Origin of the sequence: Agromyces mediolanus (assembly GCF_014648575.1) — a bacterium.
Classification (GTDB): Bacteria; Actinomycetota; Actinomycetes; order Actinomycetales; family Microbacteriaceae; genus Agromyces; species Agromyces mediolanus.
This window is the reverse complement of record NZ_BMRJ01000001.1, coordinates 1,626,376-1,642,861: the sequence shown is the minus strand read 5'-3', so window position 1 is coordinate 1,642,861 and position 16,486 is coordinate 1,626,376. Positions and strand designations below refer to the sequence as shown.

Here is a 16,486-nt window from a genome sequence, read left to right as displayed (position 1 = left end):
CTGCAGTGGTGCTCACCGATGCCGAGATCGTCGCGTCCCTGACCGCATCCGCCCGCGCCGTGCCGTATCCCGGCGAGTGGCTGGAGCCCCCGTTCGACGGCGAGCGGCAGGCGCTCGTCGCGCGCGACGCCGGGCTCTCCGAGCTCCGGGTCGATCGCGAGAGCGGACGGGTGTTCGGCATCGAGCTCGCCAGCGGTGCAGCGCAGACGATCGCGCCGTCGCCGGCCGCGCTCGCCGTGCTCGGCGACGCGTACGCCGACGCCGTCGCGCGCTCGGCCGGGGCGAGCGAACACGAGCTGCGGGTGATCGAGGGCGCGCTGCTCGCGGCGGTGCGGGTCGTCGCCGCCGAGCTCGCGGAGCCGGAGTCGTTCTGGTCGATCGCCGCCGAGGAGCTCGGCGACGGGATCACGGCGGATGGCCCGCCGATCCCCACCACGATCGTCGCCGCTCCCGCCGACGGTCCGACGGTCGTCGTGGCGCTGCCGATGCTCGGGCTGCGGCAAGCGCTCGCCGCGGAGGGCCTGACGCTGTCCGGCTACGCCGAGCTCCTGCCCTCCGTGTCGCTGAACGGCGGACTCGCGGCCACGCTCGCGGGCACGGCTGCGCCCGGGGCGTTCCGCGGCGGCCCGGCGCAGGTCCTCGTGCTCCCAGCGGGGGCCGGTGCGAGCGAGGCGGAACTCGCCTTCCCGTCGCTGCGGCTCGTGGTCGCGTTCGGCGGGACGGATGCCTCGGCGGCCGACGTGCCCGCGGGGGTCGAGTTCGTCGTGATCGACGACCCTGCGCCCTTCGCCGCGCTCGCCGAGCTCGTCGCCGCGCGGCGCGCGAGCGGGTGGTTCCACTCGCGTTCGCCGGAGGCGACGTCATGACGGACCGAGCGAAGCCCTCGATGCCCGAGGTCGTGACGTACGACGGGCTGCCCGCGGCGGCGGGCGGCGCGCACTCCCTGCGGGTGAAGCGCCCGGCCGACGCCCATGAGCGGGTGGAGCGCTTCCTCGCGGCGTGCACGGTGCCGGCCGGGCCCGCGACGTGGACCTTCTCGATCTCCGCCGGCGGCGACCCGGCGGCGACGGAACGGTTGGCGGCCTTCGCGGCCGAGCTGCTGGGCGGGCCACGCCGGACGCAGCGGATCCGACGTGACTGGAACGTGCGTCCCGAGGCCGTGCCCGAGGTGCTCGAGGCGATCGCCGCCGAGAGCGGTGCGACCACGAAGTACGGGGCATCGCTCGCGACGCTCTCGCAGAGCCTGCCGGTACAGCTCATCGACCCTGCAACGGGCGACCCCTTCGCCGGGCTCTCGCCGACGGCGTTCGGCGGCTTCGCGGTCGACGGCTACGGCCGGGGGCTCGGCGTCTCCGGAATCCGCGCGAGCTACGGGACGGCGGGCTCCGCCCTCTCGCTCTGGCTGAACCTGCCCGCCGACGAGCGGCTCGCCCCGGCCGCGCGCCACCTGCAGGACCATCTGCCGTTCCGGCTGTCGACGAAGCACTGGCGACGGTGGCAGCCGACCCGAGCGCGCGACGGCTACCGCTCCTCGAAGCTGACCTCGCCGCTGGCGGGCTGAGCTCGCCTCGGTCTGCGCGTGCTCGCTTCATTCCGGCTCCGCCGGCACGCTGAAGACCGAACGCGCGGTCGATTCGACCTCGAGCTCGACTTCGATCGGCAGCAGCTCACTGCTCACCGGCGCCCGCCAGAGGCCGCGAAGCCGAACGGTCGCACTCGTGCCGTCGCGTGACTCCACCGCTGCGAGCTCGACGCCCGTCGGCGCGATCTGGGCGAGGTAGCCCTCGGCCGCTTCCTGCATCGCACGCTGCTCGGCCTCGACGCGCACCCCGTCGAGCTGAGCGACGGCATCCTCGATCGCCCAGGCGTCGGCCGCGGCGAGCGCGGCCCCGTCCGCGAGAGCGAGGAGACGCTTCCGTTCCAGGTAGAGCGAGCTGGCCGAGGCGACGACGAGCACCACGGCGAGCGCGAGCAGCGCGAACCCGAACACGAGCGGCAGCGTGGAGCCGCGCTCGTCGGCGAAGCTCGCCGGCGTGCGAGCCGGGGTGGTCGGTTCCGCATCGCGGCCGCATCGGCCCGCGCGCCGGCTCATCTCTCCCCCTCCATCGACGCCCATCGGGAGACCGGCTGCAGGGCGCTGGCTTCGACGGGCACGACGAGCACCCGATCGAGTCCGAGCACCGGTGGGGCGAACGGCAGCCGTACCTCGAGCTCGACCGTCACCCGCAGCCGCGTGCCGGGCATCCCGCAGCGCGCCCCACCGCAGTCGACGACAACGGTTCGTTCGTCGTCCGAACGGCCGAAGTCGTCGAGCACGAGTTCCACGGCCGCGTTCGCCGAAAGGTGGATATCGGATGCCTCGCCCTGGCGAACGGCGACCCGAGCTGCGTGCCGCGCCGCTCCTTCCGCGGCGAACGTCGCCGCTTGGAGCTCGGCGAGTGCGAGCACGAGGTACACGATCGGCAGCATGAGCAGGAGCGCGGCCCCGAGGAACTCGAGCGAGGCCGAGCCGCGTTCGTTCCCCGTCCGGTGCGGGCGCGCCCGGCGACCCGGCCGGTCACTCGATCGTCTCGACCGCCGCATGGCCCGACACCTCCAGACTCCCCGGCGGCCCGAGGAGGCCGAGCACCGGCAGCGCCGCCCGAACGGTGACGCGGGCGAGTTCGACGCCCTTGCGTTCGACGCGGAGCTGCTCGATCTCGGTGGCGTACGCCGCGCCGACCGCGGTGGTGATGAGTTCCCGGGTCCGCAGGGCACCCGCGTCCGGTGCCGCGCCCGCGAGGGCGGCGAATCTGGCGCCCTCGGATGCGGCGTCGAGCACGGTGTTCCGCACGTGCAGCGCAAGGGCGAGCTGGATGACGGCGAGTGCGAGCACCGTGAGCAGCATGGCGACCATCGCGAACTCGGCGACCGCCGAGCCGCGCTCATCGGCGAGCGCCCCTTCCCGAAACCGCCCGGTGTCCGGACTGCCACGCCGGATCTCCTCGCTCAGAGCCCGCTCACCCGCTCGATCGCCTGCTCGAACATGCCGCCGAGCGCCGGCCCGGCGAGCGCCCAGATCACGGCGACGAGGCCCGCGGTCATCAGCGTGATGAGCACCCATCCGGGAACGTCGCCCCGTTCCTCCCGTGCGAGCCTCCCGAGCCGCTGCAGCATCCGATTCATCCCCATCGTGTTCCCTTCCCATCTCTCATCAGTCGTCCCTTCCTGGTGCCGGCTCGGCACGTGTCTTCCGCTGCGCCGTTCAGAAGCCCGCCTGCAGCACCAGATAGCCGGGAAAGAGCCCGAACACCACGGTCACCGGCAGGATGAGGAACACGAGCGGCACGAGCATCGCGATCTCCTTGCGCCCGGCGGACTCGATGAGTCGGCGCTTCGCCGCTTCGCGCGCGTCGGCGGCCTGCGACCGCAGCACCGACGCGAGCGGAGCCCCTCGCTCGACCGCACCGATCACCTGATCGATCGCCTGCGTGAGCGGCGGATGCGCGAGCCGATCCCGCATCCCGGCGAGCGCCTCGGTGAGCGGGGCGCCGGCGCCGGCGTCCGCCACCGCCCGTGCGAACTCGCCGCTCAACTCGCCGCCCTCGGATCGGGCGATGCGACGCACGGCATCGAGGAGGGACTCGCCGGCCGTCAGGCTGAGCGTGAGGAACTCGAGCACGGTGGGCAGCTCCTCGTCGATTCGGGCGAGCCGTCGGCCGGCCGCGCGCCGGAGGACCAGCTCGGCGAGCGATGACGCGGCGGTCCCGACGAGGATGGGCGCCGCCACGGCGAGCCAGGGCGTCGCGGCGTCAAGCGGGGTGAACAGCAGCACCGCGACCGTCACCACCGCCGAGCCCGCCGCGAGGCTCAGCTGTTCGAAACGGAATCGTTCCGCCCCGCGGCGCCACGCCGCCTGCCGCAAGCGCAGCGCCACCGTCTGGGTACCCGCGAACATGGTCGGGATCCGCCGCAGCTGCGCGCTCCACGGCTCGATCATCGCGGCGAACACCATCGCGGGATCGCTCGCGCGACGATCGAGGACGGTGCGTGCCCCGGGAGACACATCCGCGACGAACGGTGCGACGCGTTCGACGAGCGAGCGCCGCCCGAATCGAGGCGTGCTGGCCAGGACGAGCCACAGCCCGATGCCCAGCAGCACCCCGAGGGCGAAGGCGTACGGCGTCACCGAAACCACCGGCGCTCGGGCCGGAGCCGGCCGATGGCGAGCATCAACCGATACGCGAGCACGGTGACGACGACGCCTCCGCCGATGACCAGCGCGCCCGCCGGCGAGTCGTACGCGCGGATCGCTTCGGGGCGGGTCGCGAGCACGCCGAGCAACAACCACGGCGCGGCAGCGCCGAGCCGAGCCGCGTTGCGCAACCAGGACTGGCGCGCGTGCACTTCCGCGCGGACCGCCCCCTCTTCGCGGAGCGCGCTGGACAGCGCGCGCAGCACCTGCGGCAGTTCGGTCCCGCCGACCTCCCGCGCCATCCTGACGGCCTCGAGCAGGCGGTCGGCCGTCGGGTCGGCCAGCCGGTGCTTCAGCGCCTCGAGCTCCCCGCCGAAGTCCCCGGTGCGCGCATAGCCCTCCGCGAACGAGGTAAACGCCGCGCGCAGGCCGGCCGGCCCACGGCGGGCGAGCTCGGCGAGCGAATCGGGAAGCGGGCGGCCCGCCCGGACCGAGGCCAGGAGGTGATCGACGACGTCCGGCCAGATCGCCCGATACTCGAGCCGTCTCGCGTTGGCCCGTCGGCGGACCGACATCGGGAGGAGCAGCAGCCCGAGGCCGGCTGCGGCCGCGGCGAGCGCCGGCACGCCGAACAGGCCGAGGGCGACCGCCCCGCACAGCAGGGCCATGCACCCGCTCGCAGCGACGGCCACGGCGAGTGGTACTCGGCCGAGGCCGGCGAGCACGAGTTCGTCGCGAACGCGCGCGAGTGCGACCGATGCGGTGCCCATCGGCGCGGACACTGCGGGTTTCGGCCAGAACCACGGTGCGAGGACCAGGATCACGCCGGCGCTGAAGGCGAGCCCGAGCACCGCGCTCAGCGGGAGCGCGGCGATCGGCGGAAGGCTCATGCGCGACCGCCGAGCACGATGCCGGGGTCGAAGCCGGCGGCGGTGAACTTCTCCGGCCGAGGCATCCGATTTCCGGTCGCCTCGAGCCGGCCATCGACGCGCCGGAAGATCGGCACCGTCTCGATCGCGGCCTCGCTGTGGGCGCCGGTGGTCGCCACGATCTCGAGGACGCGACGCCGCCCGTGGCGGTCGATGCCGAGCTGGACGACGACGTCGACGCTGGCCGCGACGGTGGGGACCACGAATCCGGCGTCGATGTTGCGGCCGGCGAGCAGCGGGAGCGTGCAGAGCTTCACGAGCGCGTCATGAGCCGAGTTCGCGTGAATCGTGCACATGCCCGCGATGCCGGAGTTCAACGCAATCAACAGGTCGAGGCTCTCCGCGTCGCGAACCTCCCCCACGATCAGGCGGTCGGGGCGCATCCGGAGCGACTCCTTGACGAGCCTGCGGAGCGTGATCTCGCCCGCGCCCTCGAGGTTCGGCGGACGGCACTGCATCGCGACGAGATCGCGCGCCGCGATATCGAGTTCGAAGGTCTCCTCGACGGTGACCACGCGCTCGCCGATTCTCACGCATGCCGCGAGCGCGTTCAGCAGCGTCGTCTTGCCGGTGTGCGTCGCGCCCGACACGAGCACGTTCGCGCCCGCGAGCACCGCCATACGCAGGAACTCGGCGGCCTCACGGCTGAGCGTCTCGAGCCCGACGAGCGCCGGCAACGAGTGCAGGCCCCGGCGGAACTTGCGCACGTTGACCGACCAGGCCCGCGTCACCTCCGGGATCGCGACGTGCAGCCGAGAGCCGTCGGGAAGTGCAGCGTCGACGAACGGCTGGGAGAGGTCGAGGCGGCGACCGGACGGCCGCAGCATGCGCTCGACGAGCTCGCGCACCTCGCGCTGCTCGAGCGTGACGGGCGTCAGTTCGGCGACGCCGTTGCGAGCGACGAAGACTCGATCGGGCCCGTTGATCCAGATCTCCTCCACCTCGGGGTCGTCGAAGTACGACTGCAGCGGCCCGTAGCCGGTGAGCTCGGCGAGGACGCCCGCGGTCGCCACGCCCTCGTCGCCGAGCGGCTCACCGCCGCTCGCCAACGCCCGCTCGCCGTAGCGGCGCACCTCTTCGCGGGCGACACGGCCGGCGGCGGCGGGGTCGGCCGACAGATCGACGCCCTCGCGGATCGCGCGCTCTCGGACGAGGCGGGAGAGGGTGCGGACGGCATCTGGCATGCCAGCCATCCTCCAGAGCGCGGCGTCGGCGGGTCGGAATCTATCCACAACTCGACGACCGTCCCCGCAGCCACGCGCACCTAGACTGGTCGGGCACTCGCGGGAGTGGTGAAATCGGTAGACACGCAGGATTTAGGTTCCTGTGCCTTCGGGCGTGAGGGTTCGAGTCCCTCCTTCCGCACCACCTGCTCGTTCGATACCGAGCGCGCTGCGGCGACGGGAACGTCACGCGGAAGGCCGCGCCCGAGTCCGACCGGCCGGGCGCGGCCTGAGCGCTAGTCCGCCTTGCGGGAGCGACGCCCGAGCGCGAGCGCCGCGATGGCGGCGCCGAGTCCGAGTACGCCCACCGCGATGCCGGTGATGCCGAGCGCGCGCGCCGTGCCGTCGTCGCTCGCAGCGGCGTCGGCCGCCTCGTGCTCGTCGCCGTGCTCGGGGCTCGCGGCGCCGTGGTGACCACCCTCCTCAGCGGCGGTGACGGTGATCGAGGGCGCCGGGTGCTCCGGCTCCTCCTCGCCCTCGGCGGTGGGCTCGCTCCAGTCGGTCGAACCTTCGAGGCACTTCTGGAGCACCGGGAACGCGAGGGTCTCCCCCTCGGCGTCGGCGGGCAGCTGCAGTGAGAGCTCGATGACGTCGCGAAGGTCGCTGGGCAGCGGTGTGGTCGCGGTGTAGACGACCTGCGCGACCCGGTCGACGACGCTCGCGCCGTGCGAATCGATCTTCGGCTCGGGCAGCTGCTCGACGACCGTCTCGATGGTCCAGCCGGCGTTGACGGTCGGCGTCACACGGTCGATCCCCTCGGGCATCGTGAAGGTGAGCGTGGTGGTCGGACTCGTGCCGCAGCCGTGCGGGATGCCGAAGCTCAGCACGGTATAGGAGCCGGCGGCGGTCGAGGTGGAGTCGACGCCGACGTGGGCGCTCGCGGCGAGCGGAGCGCCGAGCGCGAGCAGGGCGCCAGCGCCGAGGGCGGCGGCGGTCAGGAAGGCAGGGCGGACGTGGGTCTTCGGAGTCATGATGGGTGCTTTCGTGCGAAGTGGGAGATGGAAGCGTGCGCCGATCAGGCGGCGCCCACTCCGCACGGCGGCCCACGCCGCACCACGATCGCGGCGAGACGGCGCAGCACCGGCAGGCGCCACGGGTGCTCGGCCGGGCTCGCGACCCGCGCCGGCGCCTCCACGGGCGGCACGACGAGCAGGGCGGCGGCGACGAGGACGCCGCGCGCCACCCGGCCGAGCGCCCGAACCGCGCGGTCTGCCACCGCGATGCTGACGACCGCGAGCACGGCGGCGGCGAGGTGAGCGACGGGCATGGCCGCGCCGAAGTGCTCGCCATGGCCGAGCTGGCCGGTACCCGCCGCGGCGAGCCAAGCGTCACGACTGACGGCCCCGGCCGCGCCGTGCAGGGCGTGCGGGTCGGCGCCCGCGACGATGCCGCTCGGCGAACTCCCCGCCGAGAGCGAGAACGTGACGTGCAGGGCGAGCTGCGCCGCCACCGCGGCGATCGCGGCGCCGGGCCAGCGCGCACCGCGACCGACCATCAGGATGCCGAACGGCACCGAGAACGCCAGGGCCACCGCGAGGGCGACGAAGCCGGGCGGGCCGCCCCCGCCGATGGTGTGCGCGAGCGAGGCGAGCAGGGTCGACGAAGACGCGACCAGGAGTCCCCGCGTGGTGCGGGCGGCGCGCGCGCTGTGCACGAGCAATGAGCCTAGTCGCCCGCGCGTCATTCGCTCAGCCGGCCGGCGGGCCCGCGGCGATGCGCGCTCGCGCATACTGTTCGATCTGCTCGGCCGGCACCGACCAGTCGGTGTCGAGCCACCAGCTCGCGCCGACCTCGGCCCAGGGTCGCACGATCTCGGCATCCGCCGCCGCATCGATCCCGCCCGTCGTGCCCTCCTGCACCCAGTCGAACGGACGGTCGCCGAGACCCAGCCGCTCGCGCTCGGCGAGCAGCCACTCGTAGGCTTCTCGCCCGATCTCGGGCGTGAACACCTGCTGCTGCGTGTCGGGCCCCGCGACCCCTTCGCCCGGCGGGGCGTAGTTCGGCAGCCAACCGTCGAGGTGGGCGACCCGGCGCATCGACTTCTGGCTCGGCCAGAGCCCGACCGCCCAGATCGGCACCCCGGGCTGCTGCACCGTCGGCGGCGGCAGCATCTCCTCCGTGCGGCGGGCGGTGAAGTGGCGTCCCTCGTAGGAGAACGGCTCGCCGCGCCAGAGCTTCGGCAGCAGCTCGAGCGTCTCGTCGAGCTGCTCGGCGCGCACGCGTCGGCCGGGGTCGTGCTCGAAGATCCAGAACCGCTCCTCGACCTCCTCGGGCACGCCGAGCCCGGCCGAGAGCACGACGCGGCCCTTCGAGAGCCGGTCGACGGTCATCGTCTGCCCCGCGAGCTCCCACGGTCGGCGGCGCGGCACCGGCGTCAGCATCGTGCCGAGGCGGATCGTCGAGGTGCGCACGGCCGCAGCGGCGAGGATGGACCAGGGGTCGGGCGCCCAGATGCCCTCCCACACGAAGAAGCCGTGCCAGCCGTGCTGCTCGGCCAGCTCGGCGAGCTCCACGGCGAGCTCGGGATCGGTGCCGGGGAAGATGAATCCGTAGCGCATGCGGCGAAGCTATCGCTCCCCACCGACATCCGGGTGCGATCCCGAGTCCCGCGCGGTAAGGTAATCCTTGCCTATCCTTTCGAGAAACCCGAGGGTCACCATGTCGACTGCTACGCCCGTCATCGACCGCGAGACCGCCGCCGAGCCCCTCGACGTCGCCGCTCTGGTCCGCGCCGCTTCGGCCGACGACCACCGCGCGACCGAGACCCGCGGCTTCATCGTGGAACTGATGCGCGGCGAGCGCTCGCTCGACGACTACACGCGCTACCTCGCCCAGCTCGCCTGGATCTACGAGGCGCTCGAGGCCCGCGGCGCCCGCGCCGACGACCCGGAGGTCTTCGACCCGGCCCTCGCCCGGATGGCGGCGATCGACGCCGACCTCGCCGCGCTCGGCGCCCCGGACTGGCGCGAGACGCACCCCGCGCTGCCGGCCACCGCCGACTACGCGGCGCACCTCCGCGGCCTCGCCGACGACGACGTGCGCTACCTCGCGCACCACTACACGCGCTACCTCGGCGACCTCTCCGGCGGCCAGGCGATCGCCGCGCTCGTGGCCCGCCACTACGGCGCCACCCCGGAGCAGCTCGGCTTCTACTCCTTCGACCTCGAGGGTGGACCGGTGCAGTACAAGCGCCGCTACCGCACCGCCATGAACGAGCTCCGCCTCTCGGCCGAAGAGGTCGACGCCCTCATCGACGAGGTGCGCGCCTCGTTCCGCTTCAACGGGGCGATCTTCGAGGCGCTCGACGCCTGATCGCCCGCCCTCATACGACGGGACGACCCCGCACCCCTACGAGGGGATGATTTCCCACCGCGTACGCGGCTGGTGAGCGGGCCGCGTGGGTAGACTGCATCGACACTGCACGCCGCGGCACGTCGACCCGTGCCCGACGACTGGAGCTTTCCCGTGATGCACACCGCACTCATCCCCTGGCTCGACCCGGAGAACATCATCGCCGCGGCCGGCCCCTGGGCGCTCGTCGTCGTGTGCCTGATCGTGTTCGCCGAGACCGGCCTGCTCGTTGGCTTCCTGCTGCCGGGCGACACGCTGCTCATCATCTCGGGCCTCCTCACGCACACGAGTCTCGTGTTCGGCGTCGACATCTGGTGGGTCTGCCTCGCGATCGGCCTCGCGGCATTCGTCGGCGGAGAAGTCGGCTATCTGATCGGGCACAAGTTCGGTCCCCGCATCTTCGAACGAAAAGAGTCGGGGCTGTTCAGCGTGAAGAACGTCGAACGCACGAACGCCTTCTTCGACCGGTTCGGCGCCCTCGCGGTCATCCTCGCGCGCTTCGTGCCGATCGTGCGCACGTTCACGCCCGTCGCGGCCGGCGTCGGCCACATGAACTACCGCAAGTACACCCTCTACAATCTCATCGGCGCCCTCATCTGGGGTGTCGGCCTCACGTACTTCGGCTTCCTGATCGGCTACATCCCGCCGGTCGCGGACTTCGTGCAGAGCTACATCGACGTCATCCTCATCGGCGCGGTCGTGCTCACCCTCATCCCGACGCTCTGGCACTACTTCCAGTCGGCCCGGAAGGCGAAGCGCGCCGCCGCCGCCGGCGAGGACGTCATCACCGACGAGGACGAGGCGGAGCAGCTCGTGCTCGACCAGGACGTGTTCGAGCGCGGCCCGCGCCACGAGGAGCAGTAGCTCCGAGGCACCCGCCGCAGGGCCCTGTCGCTAGGCGCGCGCGAGCCGTTCGAGCAGGGCGAGCAGCGTGACGCGCTCGCCGCTCGTCAGCCCGCCGAACACGGTCTCCTGGACCTCGGCGATCACCTCCGCCGCACGTTCGAGTGCCCGCCGCCCTGCGTCACTCAGGGACACGAGCTGTCGGCGCCCGTGGCCGGGATCCCGGACCCGCGAGACCAGCCCGCGGGTTTCGAGGGCGCGCACGGTATGCGTCACGTCCCGGGCATCGAGTGCCGCGGCAGCGCCGAGCTGCGTCTGACTCAACTGATCCGCGGCGGCGAGCGCGGACAGGCACCGATACTCGTACCCAGTCACGCCCGCCTCCGCGAGCGCCGCGTGCAGCAGCTGGTGGGACCGGGTCGCGGCGGAGCTGAGTACCCACGTCGGGAGGGATGCGAAGTCGGAGGCCACGGCATTGCTTTCTCTTGGTGTTACCAATACAGTTTTGGTCTCACCAACATATTAGGAGAGTCCATGCCATCCGCGCGCCCCCTGCCGACCGTGATCGGCCCCACCGAGAACGCCCTGCGCGAGCTGCTGGCCCGCACCCTGTCGCCCACGTCGATTCCGGGCTACCCGGCCTGGGTCGCCCTCAACGCCATCAGCGCCGTCGACGCACGCAGCACCTGGCGGCGGCGCGCCTCCGACGGACTCAGGGCCGACTCGGAGGAGATCGAGCAGGTGCTCGCCGGCCTCCAGGCCGCGGGGCTCGTCGACCAGGAGGAGCGACCGACGGCGGCGGGCGCCGCCGAGCTCAGCGCCGCGCGGACGGCGGTCGTCGCGACGACGCTGCGGCTCGTCGAGGGGATCGACGATGCCGAGCAGGAGACGACGCGTCACGTGCTCGACACGATCCGAAGCAGGGCGGAGGGGCTCCTCGCCGCGCACGACTAGCGGTGCGAGCCCTGCTCCTGCCCGGCGCGTCCCGCGGGCTCCAGCTGGAAGGTCGAGTGCTCGACGTCGAAGTGGGCGGTGAGGCATCCGCCGAGCTCGTCGAGCAGCTCCCCCGTGCGGCCGGACTCGAAGACCTCGGGCTCCACCTCGACGTGCGCCGTGAACACCGGCTGCCCCGAGGTGATCTGCCAGACGTGCACATCGTGGACGGCGACGACGCCGCGCGTGCGGAGGATGTGCTCGCGGATCTCGGCCACGTCGGTGTCGGCCGGCGCGGACTCGCTGAGCACGTGCGCGACGTCGCGCAGCAGGATGAGCGCCCGCGGGATGATGAGGGCCGCGATCGCGAGCGAGGCGAGCGCGTCGGCCGTGTTCCAGCCGGTGAGGAGGATGACGACCGCGGCGACGATCACGAGCGCCGACCCGATCGTGTCGCCGAGCACCTCGAGGTAGGCGCCGCGCAGGTTGATCGAGTCCTTCGCTCCGCTGCGGAGCACCAGCATCGCCGCGATGTTCGCCGCGAGGCCGAGGATCGCCACGACGAGCATGAGCCCGCCCTGCACCTCGTGCGCCTCCCCCTCCGCTCCGGAGATCAGGCGACCGACGGCACTGATCGCGACGGAGACGGCGACGCCGAGGAGGATCAGGCCGTTGACGAGCGCCCCGAAGACCTCGAAGCGCCGGAACCCGTAGGTCTGCCGGTCGGTCGCCGGCCGGGCCGCCACGATCGCCGCGACGAGGGCCACGACGAGGCCGAGCAGATCGCTCGCCATGTGGCCCGCGTCGGCGAGCAGCGCGAGCGAGCCGCTCAGCAGTCCGCCGATCAGCTGCGCGACGAGGAATGCGCCGATGATCGCGATCGCGACGATGAGTCGCGTGCGGTTCGCCCCCTGGGCGTGGTCGTGGGAGTGATCGTGTGCCATCACCCCGAGCTTAGGCGAGAATTCCCTGGTCAGCCCAAGATAGAAGTGGGAATGAATAGCGTTCTCAGGCGAGCGTCGTGGCGATCCGCTCGAGCTCGGGGATGAGCGCCTCGAACGCGCGCGCCCGGTGGCTGATCGCATTCTTCTGCTCGGGCAGCAGCTCCGCCGCGGTGATCTCGTGGCCCTCGGGCTCGAACACCGGGTCGTAGCCGAAACCGTGCGAGCCGCGCGGCTCGTAGGCCACTTGGCCGGGCCAGGTGCCGTCGACGACGATCTCGACCGGCTCATCGGTGCCGGCGAGCGCGGCCGGCACGACGAGCGCGATGGTGCAGTGGAACGACGCCGCCCGGTTCGGCCGGCGCACGTCGGCGAGCTGCGCGAGCAGCAGGGTGCGGTTCGCCTCGTCGCCCGCCCCGTGCCCCGCCCAGCGGGCCGAGAAGATGCCGGGCGAACCGCCCATGACGTCGACCGCGATGCCCGAGTCGTCGGCGAGCGCGATGCGCCCCGTGTGCTCGGCGGCGGCCCGCGCCTTGATCAGGGCGTTCGCGGCGAAGCTCGTGCCGTCCTCGACGGGCTCGGGCCCGTCGTAGCCGAGCACCTGGAGCTGCGGCATCCGCTCCCCCAGGATGCGCTGGAACTCGGCGACCTTGTGCGCGTTGTGCGTCGCGAGCACGACCTCGAGCACGTCGGGGCCGCTCACGCGCCGGCCGCCTCGCGGCCCGCGGCGAGCGCCGCGACCTGGAGCGCGGCGAGCTCGGCGTTGCCGCCGAGGGCGAGGTCGAGGAGCGAATCGAGCTCGCGGCGGTCGAACGGCGCGCCCTCCGCGGTGCCCTGCACCTCGACGAAGAGTCCCCGGCCGGTGGCGACGACGTTCATGTCGGTCTCGGCGCGGACGTCCTCGACGTAGGCGAGGTCGAGCATGGGCGTGCCGTCGATGATGCCGACCGAGACGGCCGAGACCGTGTCGATGAGCGGGGTCGACTTCTGCCCGATGAACTTCTTGGTGCGGGCCCACTCGACCGCGTCGGCGAGCGCGACGTACGCGCCCGTGATCGCGGCGGTGCGGGTGCCGCCGTCGGCCTGCAGCACGTCGCAGTCGATGACGACGGTGTTCTCGCCGAGCGCCTTCGTGTCGATGACGGCGCGGAGGCTGCGGCCGATGAGCCGGCTGATCTCGTGCGTGCGGCCGCCGATGCGGCCCTTGACCGATTCGCGGTCGTTGCGGGTGTTGGTCGAGCGCGGCAGCATCGAGTACTCGGCGGTGACCCAGCCGGTGCCCTTGCCCGTGAGCCAGCGCGGCACGCCGTTCGTGAAGCTCGCGGTGCAGAGCACCTTCGTGCCGCCGAAGGAGATCAGCGCGCTGCCCTCGGCATGCGCGCTCCAGCCGCGTTCGATGGTCACCTCGCGGAGCTGGTCCGGCGTGCGCCCGTCGGCGCGGACGATGGCTGAGGTGTCGGTCACGAGGTTCTCCATTCGGAACGGTGCGGCAGGGCGATCGAGCCGGTCTGCACGAGCTCGACGCTCGGGATCTCCGGACCGATGAGACGGTTGGCGAGGTCGAGGAAGGCGCTCGTGGACTCCCCCGTGGCCTCGTAACGGTGCGTGGGCGGCGTGTCGGCGCGCCGCTCGGTGGCCGTCGAGACGAGCACCCGGTAGACGTCGTTCGCGGTCTCGACGTCGCTCGAGACGAGGGTGACGCCCTCGCCCATGACGTACGAGATCGCCCCCTTCAGGAAGGGGTAGTGGGTGCAGCCGAGCACGAGCGTGTCGATGTCGGCGCGCTTCAGCGGCGCCAGGTACTCCTCGGCGACCGAGAGCACCTCCTCACCCGTGGTCACCCCGGCCTCGACGAACTCGACGAAGCGCGGGCAGGCCTGGCTGAACAGCTGCAGGTGCGGCGCGGCGGCGAAGGCGTCGTCGTAGGCGCGGGACTGCACGGTGCCGGCCGTGCCGATGACCCCGACCCGCCCCGACTTCGTGGCGGCGACCGCCCGGCGCACCGCCGGCTGGATGACCTCGACGACGGGGACGTCGTAGCGTTCGCGGGCGTCGCGGAGCATGGCGGCGGAGGCGGTGTTGCAGGCGATGACCAGCATCTTGACGCCCTGGGCGACGAGGTCGTCGAGCACGGCGAGCGCGTAGCGGCGCACGTCGGCGATCGGCTTGGGCCCGTAGGGCGAGTGCTCCAGGTCGCCGACGTAGAGGATCGACTCGTTCGGCAGCTGATCCTTCACCGCCCGGGCGACGGTGAGCCCGCCGACCCCAGAGTCGAAGATCCCGATCGGCGCGTCCGTCACGAGGACCAAGCTTAGGCGAGCGGCGCGCGCGGCGCTGCGCCAGCGGGAGCGGATGCCTCGGCATCCCCCGCGCGAGCAACTAGGCTCTCCTTCGTGACCGGCTCAGCTGCGCTCTTCACCGACCGCTACGAACTCACCATGGTGGATGCCGCCCTCCTCGACGGCACCGCCCACCGGGAGTCGCTCTTCGAGGCGTTCGCGAGACGACTCCCCGACGGCCGCCGCTACGGCGTCGTCGCCGGCACCGGGCGCCTGCTCGAGCTCATCGAGCGCTTCCGCTTCGAGGACGCCGAGCTCGAATGGCTCCGCGAGCACGAGGTCGTGCGCCCGGCGACCCTCGACTGGCTCGCCGACTACCGCTTCACGGGCGACGTGTGGGGGTACCGCGAGGGCGAGGCGTACTTCCCGGGCTCTCCCCTGCTGACGATCCAGGCGAGCTTCGCCGAGGCGGTCATGCTCGAGACGCTCGTGCTGTCGACGCTCAACTACGACTCCTCCGTCGCGAGCGCCGCGGCGCGCATGGTCTCCGTCGCGCTCGGCCGCCCCCTCGCCGAGATGGGCTCGCGGCGCACGAACGAGCGCTCGGCCGTCGCGGCCGCTCGCGCCGCCTACATCGCCGGCTTCGACGCCACCTCGAACCTCGAGGCGGGCCGCACCTGGGGCATCCCGACCATGGGCACCGCAGCGCATGCGTTCACGCTGCTGCACGACACGGAGGAGCAGGCGTTCCAGGCCCAGGTCGACGCCTTCGGCCCCTCCACCACGCTGCTCGTCGACACCTACGACATCGCGAAGGGCGTCGAGCTCGCCGTCGCCGTCGCGGGCCCCGAGCTCGGCGCGGTGCGCATCGACTCGGGCGACCTGCCCACCGTTGTGGCCGCGGTGCGCGAGCAGCTCGATTCGCTCGGCGCCGTGAACACGAAGATCACCGTCACGAGCGATCTCGACGAGTTCACGATCGCCGGCCTCTCCGGCGCGCCGGTCGACTCCTACGGCGTCGGCACCTCGGTGGTCACCGGCTCCGGCTTCCCGGCCGCCGGCATGGTCTACAAGCTCGTCGCGCGGCGGGACGACGCCGGCGACTGGATCGCCGTCGCGAAAGCCTCGTCGCAGAAGGCGAGCGTGGGCGGGCGCAAGAACGCGGCGCGCCGGCTCGACTCCACGCGCACGGCGCGCGAGGAGCTCGTCTTCGTCGGCGACGGGCCTGGCGGCGAGGCCGAGTTCGAAGCCGGCGACGAGCTGCGACCGCTGATGGTGCCGTTGATGGTCGACGGCGTCGCGGATGCGGCGTACACCGGCCGCGCGGGCACCGAGGCGGCCCGGGCGCACCGGGCCGAGGTCATGCAGGAGCTGCCGATCGAGGCGTTCCGGCTCGGGCGCGGCGAGGCCGTCATCCCGACGAACTACCGCTGAGGCCGGCGACGAGGCCGCTCGGCCCCAACCGGCCGCGGCCGGATGCTACTCGCCGCGCATCTTCTCGTAGATCGCCTTGCAGGCGGGGCAGACCGGGAACTTCTCCGGGTCGCGGCCCGGAGTCCACTTCTTGCCGCACAGCGCCTTGACGGGCTTGCCGGTGATCGCCGACTCGAGGATCTTGTCCTTCGGCACGTAGTGCGAGAAGCGCTCGTGGTCGCCGGGCTCGATGAGCTCCTCTTCGAGGAGCTTCTCGAGCTCCCGGTCGAGGACGTCGGTGCCGCCTCCCGGCTGGCCGGGGTCGGCGATGCTCGCGTGCACGGGGTGGATCATGCGCTCGATTCTACGCGCCCGTCGGAGCCTCCGGGCCGCTGGGCGA

General features: G+C 72.6%; 22 protein-coding genes and 1 tRNA gene. 7 read left to right on the top strand and 16 right to left on the bottom strand.

Features of this window, described 5'->3' with window-relative positions:
• The first annotated feature begins 8 nt into the window (after positions 1-8).
• Together IEY71_RS07780 and IEY71_RS07775 are read left to right on the top strand one after the other, a co-directional pair.
• Complete coding sequence (locus IEY71_RS07780; protein WP_189084656.1) at positions 9-866, top strand: hypothetical protein; 858 nt, start codon at positions 9-11, stop codon at positions 864-866.
• Positions 863-1,561: a hypothetical protein gene (locus IEY71_RS07775; protein ID WP_189084655.1), complete on the top strand. Its 699-nt coding sequence runs from the start codon at positions 863-865 to the stop codon at positions 1,559-1,561. The genes IEY71_RS07780 and IEY71_RS07775 overlap by 4 nt, the downstream gene beginning before the upstream one ends.
• 27 nt (positions 1,562-1,588) lie before the next feature.
• Here IEY71_RS07775 and IEY71_RS07770 read toward each other — a convergent pair whose 3' ends face one another.
• The 7 genes from IEY71_RS07770 to IEY71_RS07745 form a co-directional block, all read right to left on the bottom strand.
• On the bottom strand, positions 1,589-2,092 hold the full coding sequence (locus IEY71_RS07770; RefSeq protein WP_189084654.1) for a pilus assembly protein TadG-related protein: 504 nt from the start codon (positions 2,090-2,092) through the stop codon (positions 1,589-1,591).
• Positions 2,089-2,325 carry a hypothetical protein gene (locus tag IEY71_RS07765; RefSeq protein ID WP_189084653.1) on the bottom strand — a complete coding sequence of 79 codons (237 nt, stop codon included), beginning with the start codon at positions 2,323-2,325 and terminating at the stop codon, positions 2,089-2,091. The genes IEY71_RS07770 and IEY71_RS07765 overlap by 4 nt, the downstream gene beginning before the upstream one ends.
• Before the next feature lie 232 nt (positions 2,326-2,557).
• A complete protein-coding gene (locus IEY71_RS18365) occupies positions 2,558-2,980 on the bottom strand; it encodes a TadE family protein (protein ID WP_268243560.1) in 423 nt (140 codons plus the stop codon).
• A gap of 8 nt (positions 2,981-2,988) precedes the next feature.
• A complete protein-coding gene (locus IEY71_RS18360; RefSeq protein ID WP_229781654.1) occupies positions 2,989-3,156 on the bottom strand; it encodes a hypothetical protein in 168 nt (55 codons plus the stop codon).
• 88 nt (positions 3,157-3,244) lie between these two features.
• A complete protein-coding gene (locus IEY71_RS07755; RefSeq protein WP_229781578.1) occupies positions 3,245-4,168 on the bottom strand; it encodes a type II secretion system F family protein in 924 nt (307 codons plus the stop codon).
• On the bottom strand, positions 4,165-4,800 hold the full coding sequence (locus IEY71_RS07750; RefSeq protein WP_229781577.1) for a type II secretion system F family protein: 636 nt from the start codon (positions 4,798-4,800) through the stop codon (positions 4,165-4,167). The genes IEY71_RS07755 and IEY71_RS07750 overlap by 4 nt, the downstream gene beginning before the upstream one ends.
• A 260-nt stretch (positions 4,801-5,060) precedes the next feature.
• Positions 5,061-6,287, bottom strand: a complete 1,227-nt coding sequence (locus IEY71_RS07745; RefSeq protein WP_189084650.1) for a TadA family conjugal transfer-associated ATPase — start codon at positions 6,285-6,287, stop codon at positions 5,061-5,063.
• A 99-nt stretch (positions 6,288-6,386) separates the two neighbouring features.
• Here IEY71_RS07745 and IEY71_RS07740 point away from each other — a divergent pair.
• Positions 6,387-6,471, top strand: a tRNA-Leu gene (locus IEY71_RS07740).
• A 91-nt stretch (positions 6,472-6,562) separates the two neighbouring features.
• Here the strand turns inward: IEY71_RS07740 and IEY71_RS07735 are convergent.
• The 3 genes from IEY71_RS07735 to IEY71_RS07725 are packed head-to-tail and all read right to left on the bottom strand — an operon-like array spanning position 6,563 to position 8,884.
• On the bottom strand, positions 6,563-7,297 hold the full coding sequence (locus IEY71_RS07735; protein ID WP_189084649.1) for a YcnI family copper-binding membrane protein: 735 nt from the start codon (positions 7,295-7,297) through the stop codon (positions 6,563-6,565).
• Between the two features lie 44 nt (positions 7,298-7,341).
• On the bottom strand, positions 7,342-7,980 hold the full coding sequence (locus IEY71_RS07730; RefSeq protein ID WP_189084648.1) for a hypothetical protein: 639 nt from the start codon (positions 7,978-7,980) through the stop codon (positions 7,342-7,344).
• Between the two features lie 34 nt (positions 7,981-8,014).
• A complete protein-coding gene (locus IEY71_RS07725) occupies positions 8,015-8,884 on the bottom strand; it encodes an LLM class flavin-dependent oxidoreductase (protein ID WP_189084647.1) in 870 nt (289 codons plus the stop codon).
• 100 nt (positions 8,885-8,984) lie between these two features.
• On the opposite strand from IEY71_RS07725, the gene IEY71_RS07720 reads away from it, so the two are divergent.
• Together IEY71_RS07720 and IEY71_RS07715 are read left to right on the top strand one after the other, a co-directional pair.
• On the top strand, positions 8,985-9,638 hold the full coding sequence (locus IEY71_RS07720; protein ID WP_189084646.1) for a biliverdin-producing heme oxygenase: 654 nt from the start codon (positions 8,985-8,987) through the stop codon (positions 9,636-9,638).
• Positions 9,639-9,794: 156 nt separating this feature from the next.
• Positions 9,795-10,541 (top strand): DedA family protein, encoded by a 747-nt coding sequence (locus IEY71_RS07715; RefSeq protein WP_189084645.1) that lies wholly within the window; start codon positions 9,795-9,797, stop codon positions 10,539-10,541.
• 30 nt (positions 10,542-10,571) lie between these two features.
• Here IEY71_RS07715 and IEY71_RS07710 read toward each other — a convergent pair whose 3' ends face one another.
• Positions 10,572-10,991, bottom strand: coding sequence for a MarR family winged helix-turn-helix transcriptional regulator (locus IEY71_RS07710; RefSeq protein ID WP_229781576.1), 420 nt, complete (start codon positions 10,989-10,991; stop codon positions 10,572-10,574).
• A gap of 63 nt (positions 10,992-11,054) precedes the next feature.
• Here IEY71_RS07710 and IEY71_RS07705 point away from each other — a divergent pair, with 63 nt between their 5' ends.
• On the top strand, positions 11,055-11,474 hold the full coding sequence (locus IEY71_RS07705) for a hypothetical protein (protein ID WP_189084644.1): 420 nt from the start codon (positions 11,055-11,057) through the stop codon (positions 11,472-11,474).
• Here IEY71_RS07705 and IEY71_RS07700 read toward each other — a convergent pair.
• The 4 genes from IEY71_RS07700 to murI form a co-directional block, all read right to left on the bottom strand.
• Positions 11,471-12,397: a cation diffusion facilitator family transporter gene (locus IEY71_RS07700; RefSeq protein WP_189084643.1), complete on the bottom strand. Its 927-nt coding sequence runs from the start codon at positions 12,395-12,397 to the stop codon at positions 11,471-11,473. The two genes, IEY71_RS07705 and IEY71_RS07700, sit on opposite strands and share 4 nt — an antisense overlap.
• Positions 12,398-12,461: 64 nt before the next feature.
• On the bottom strand, positions 12,462-13,082 hold the full coding sequence (gene rdgB / locus IEY71_RS07695) for an RdgB/HAM1 family non-canonical purine NTP pyrophosphatase (protein WP_189085126.1): 621 nt from the start codon (positions 13,080-13,082) through the stop codon (positions 12,462-12,464).
• A gap of 11 nt (positions 13,083-13,093) precedes the next feature.
• Positions 13,094-13,858, bottom strand: coding sequence for a ribonuclease PH (gene rph, locus IEY71_RS07690; RefSeq protein ID WP_189084642.1), 765 nt, complete (start codon positions 13,856-13,858; stop codon positions 13,094-13,096).
• Positions 13,855-14,694: a glutamate racemase gene (murI, locus tag IEY71_RS07685; protein ID WP_189084641.1), complete on the bottom strand. Its 840-nt coding sequence runs from the start codon at positions 14,692-14,694 to the stop codon at positions 13,855-13,857. Before murI ends, rph begins: the two co-directional genes overlap by 4 nt.
• Before the next feature lie 93 nt (positions 14,695-14,787).
• Here murI and IEY71_RS07680 point away from each other — a divergent pair, with 93 nt between their 5' ends.
• Positions 14,788-16,107 carry a nicotinate phosphoribosyltransferase gene (locus IEY71_RS07680; RefSeq protein ID WP_189084640.1) on the top strand — a complete coding sequence of 440 codons (1,320 nt, stop codon included), beginning with the start codon at positions 14,788-14,790 and terminating at the stop codon, positions 16,105-16,107.
• A gap of 45 nt (positions 16,108-16,152) precedes the next feature.
• Here IEY71_RS07680 and IEY71_RS07675 read toward each other — a convergent pair whose 3' ends face one another.
• The gene (locus tag IEY71_RS07675) at positions 16,153-16,440 is read right to left on the bottom strand and encodes a DUF3039 domain-containing protein (RefSeq protein ID WP_189084639.1); all 288 of its coding nucleotides are present in this window, start codon (positions 16,438-16,440) and stop codon (positions 16,153-16,155) included.
• Positions 16,441-16,486: the final 46 nt, after the last annotated feature.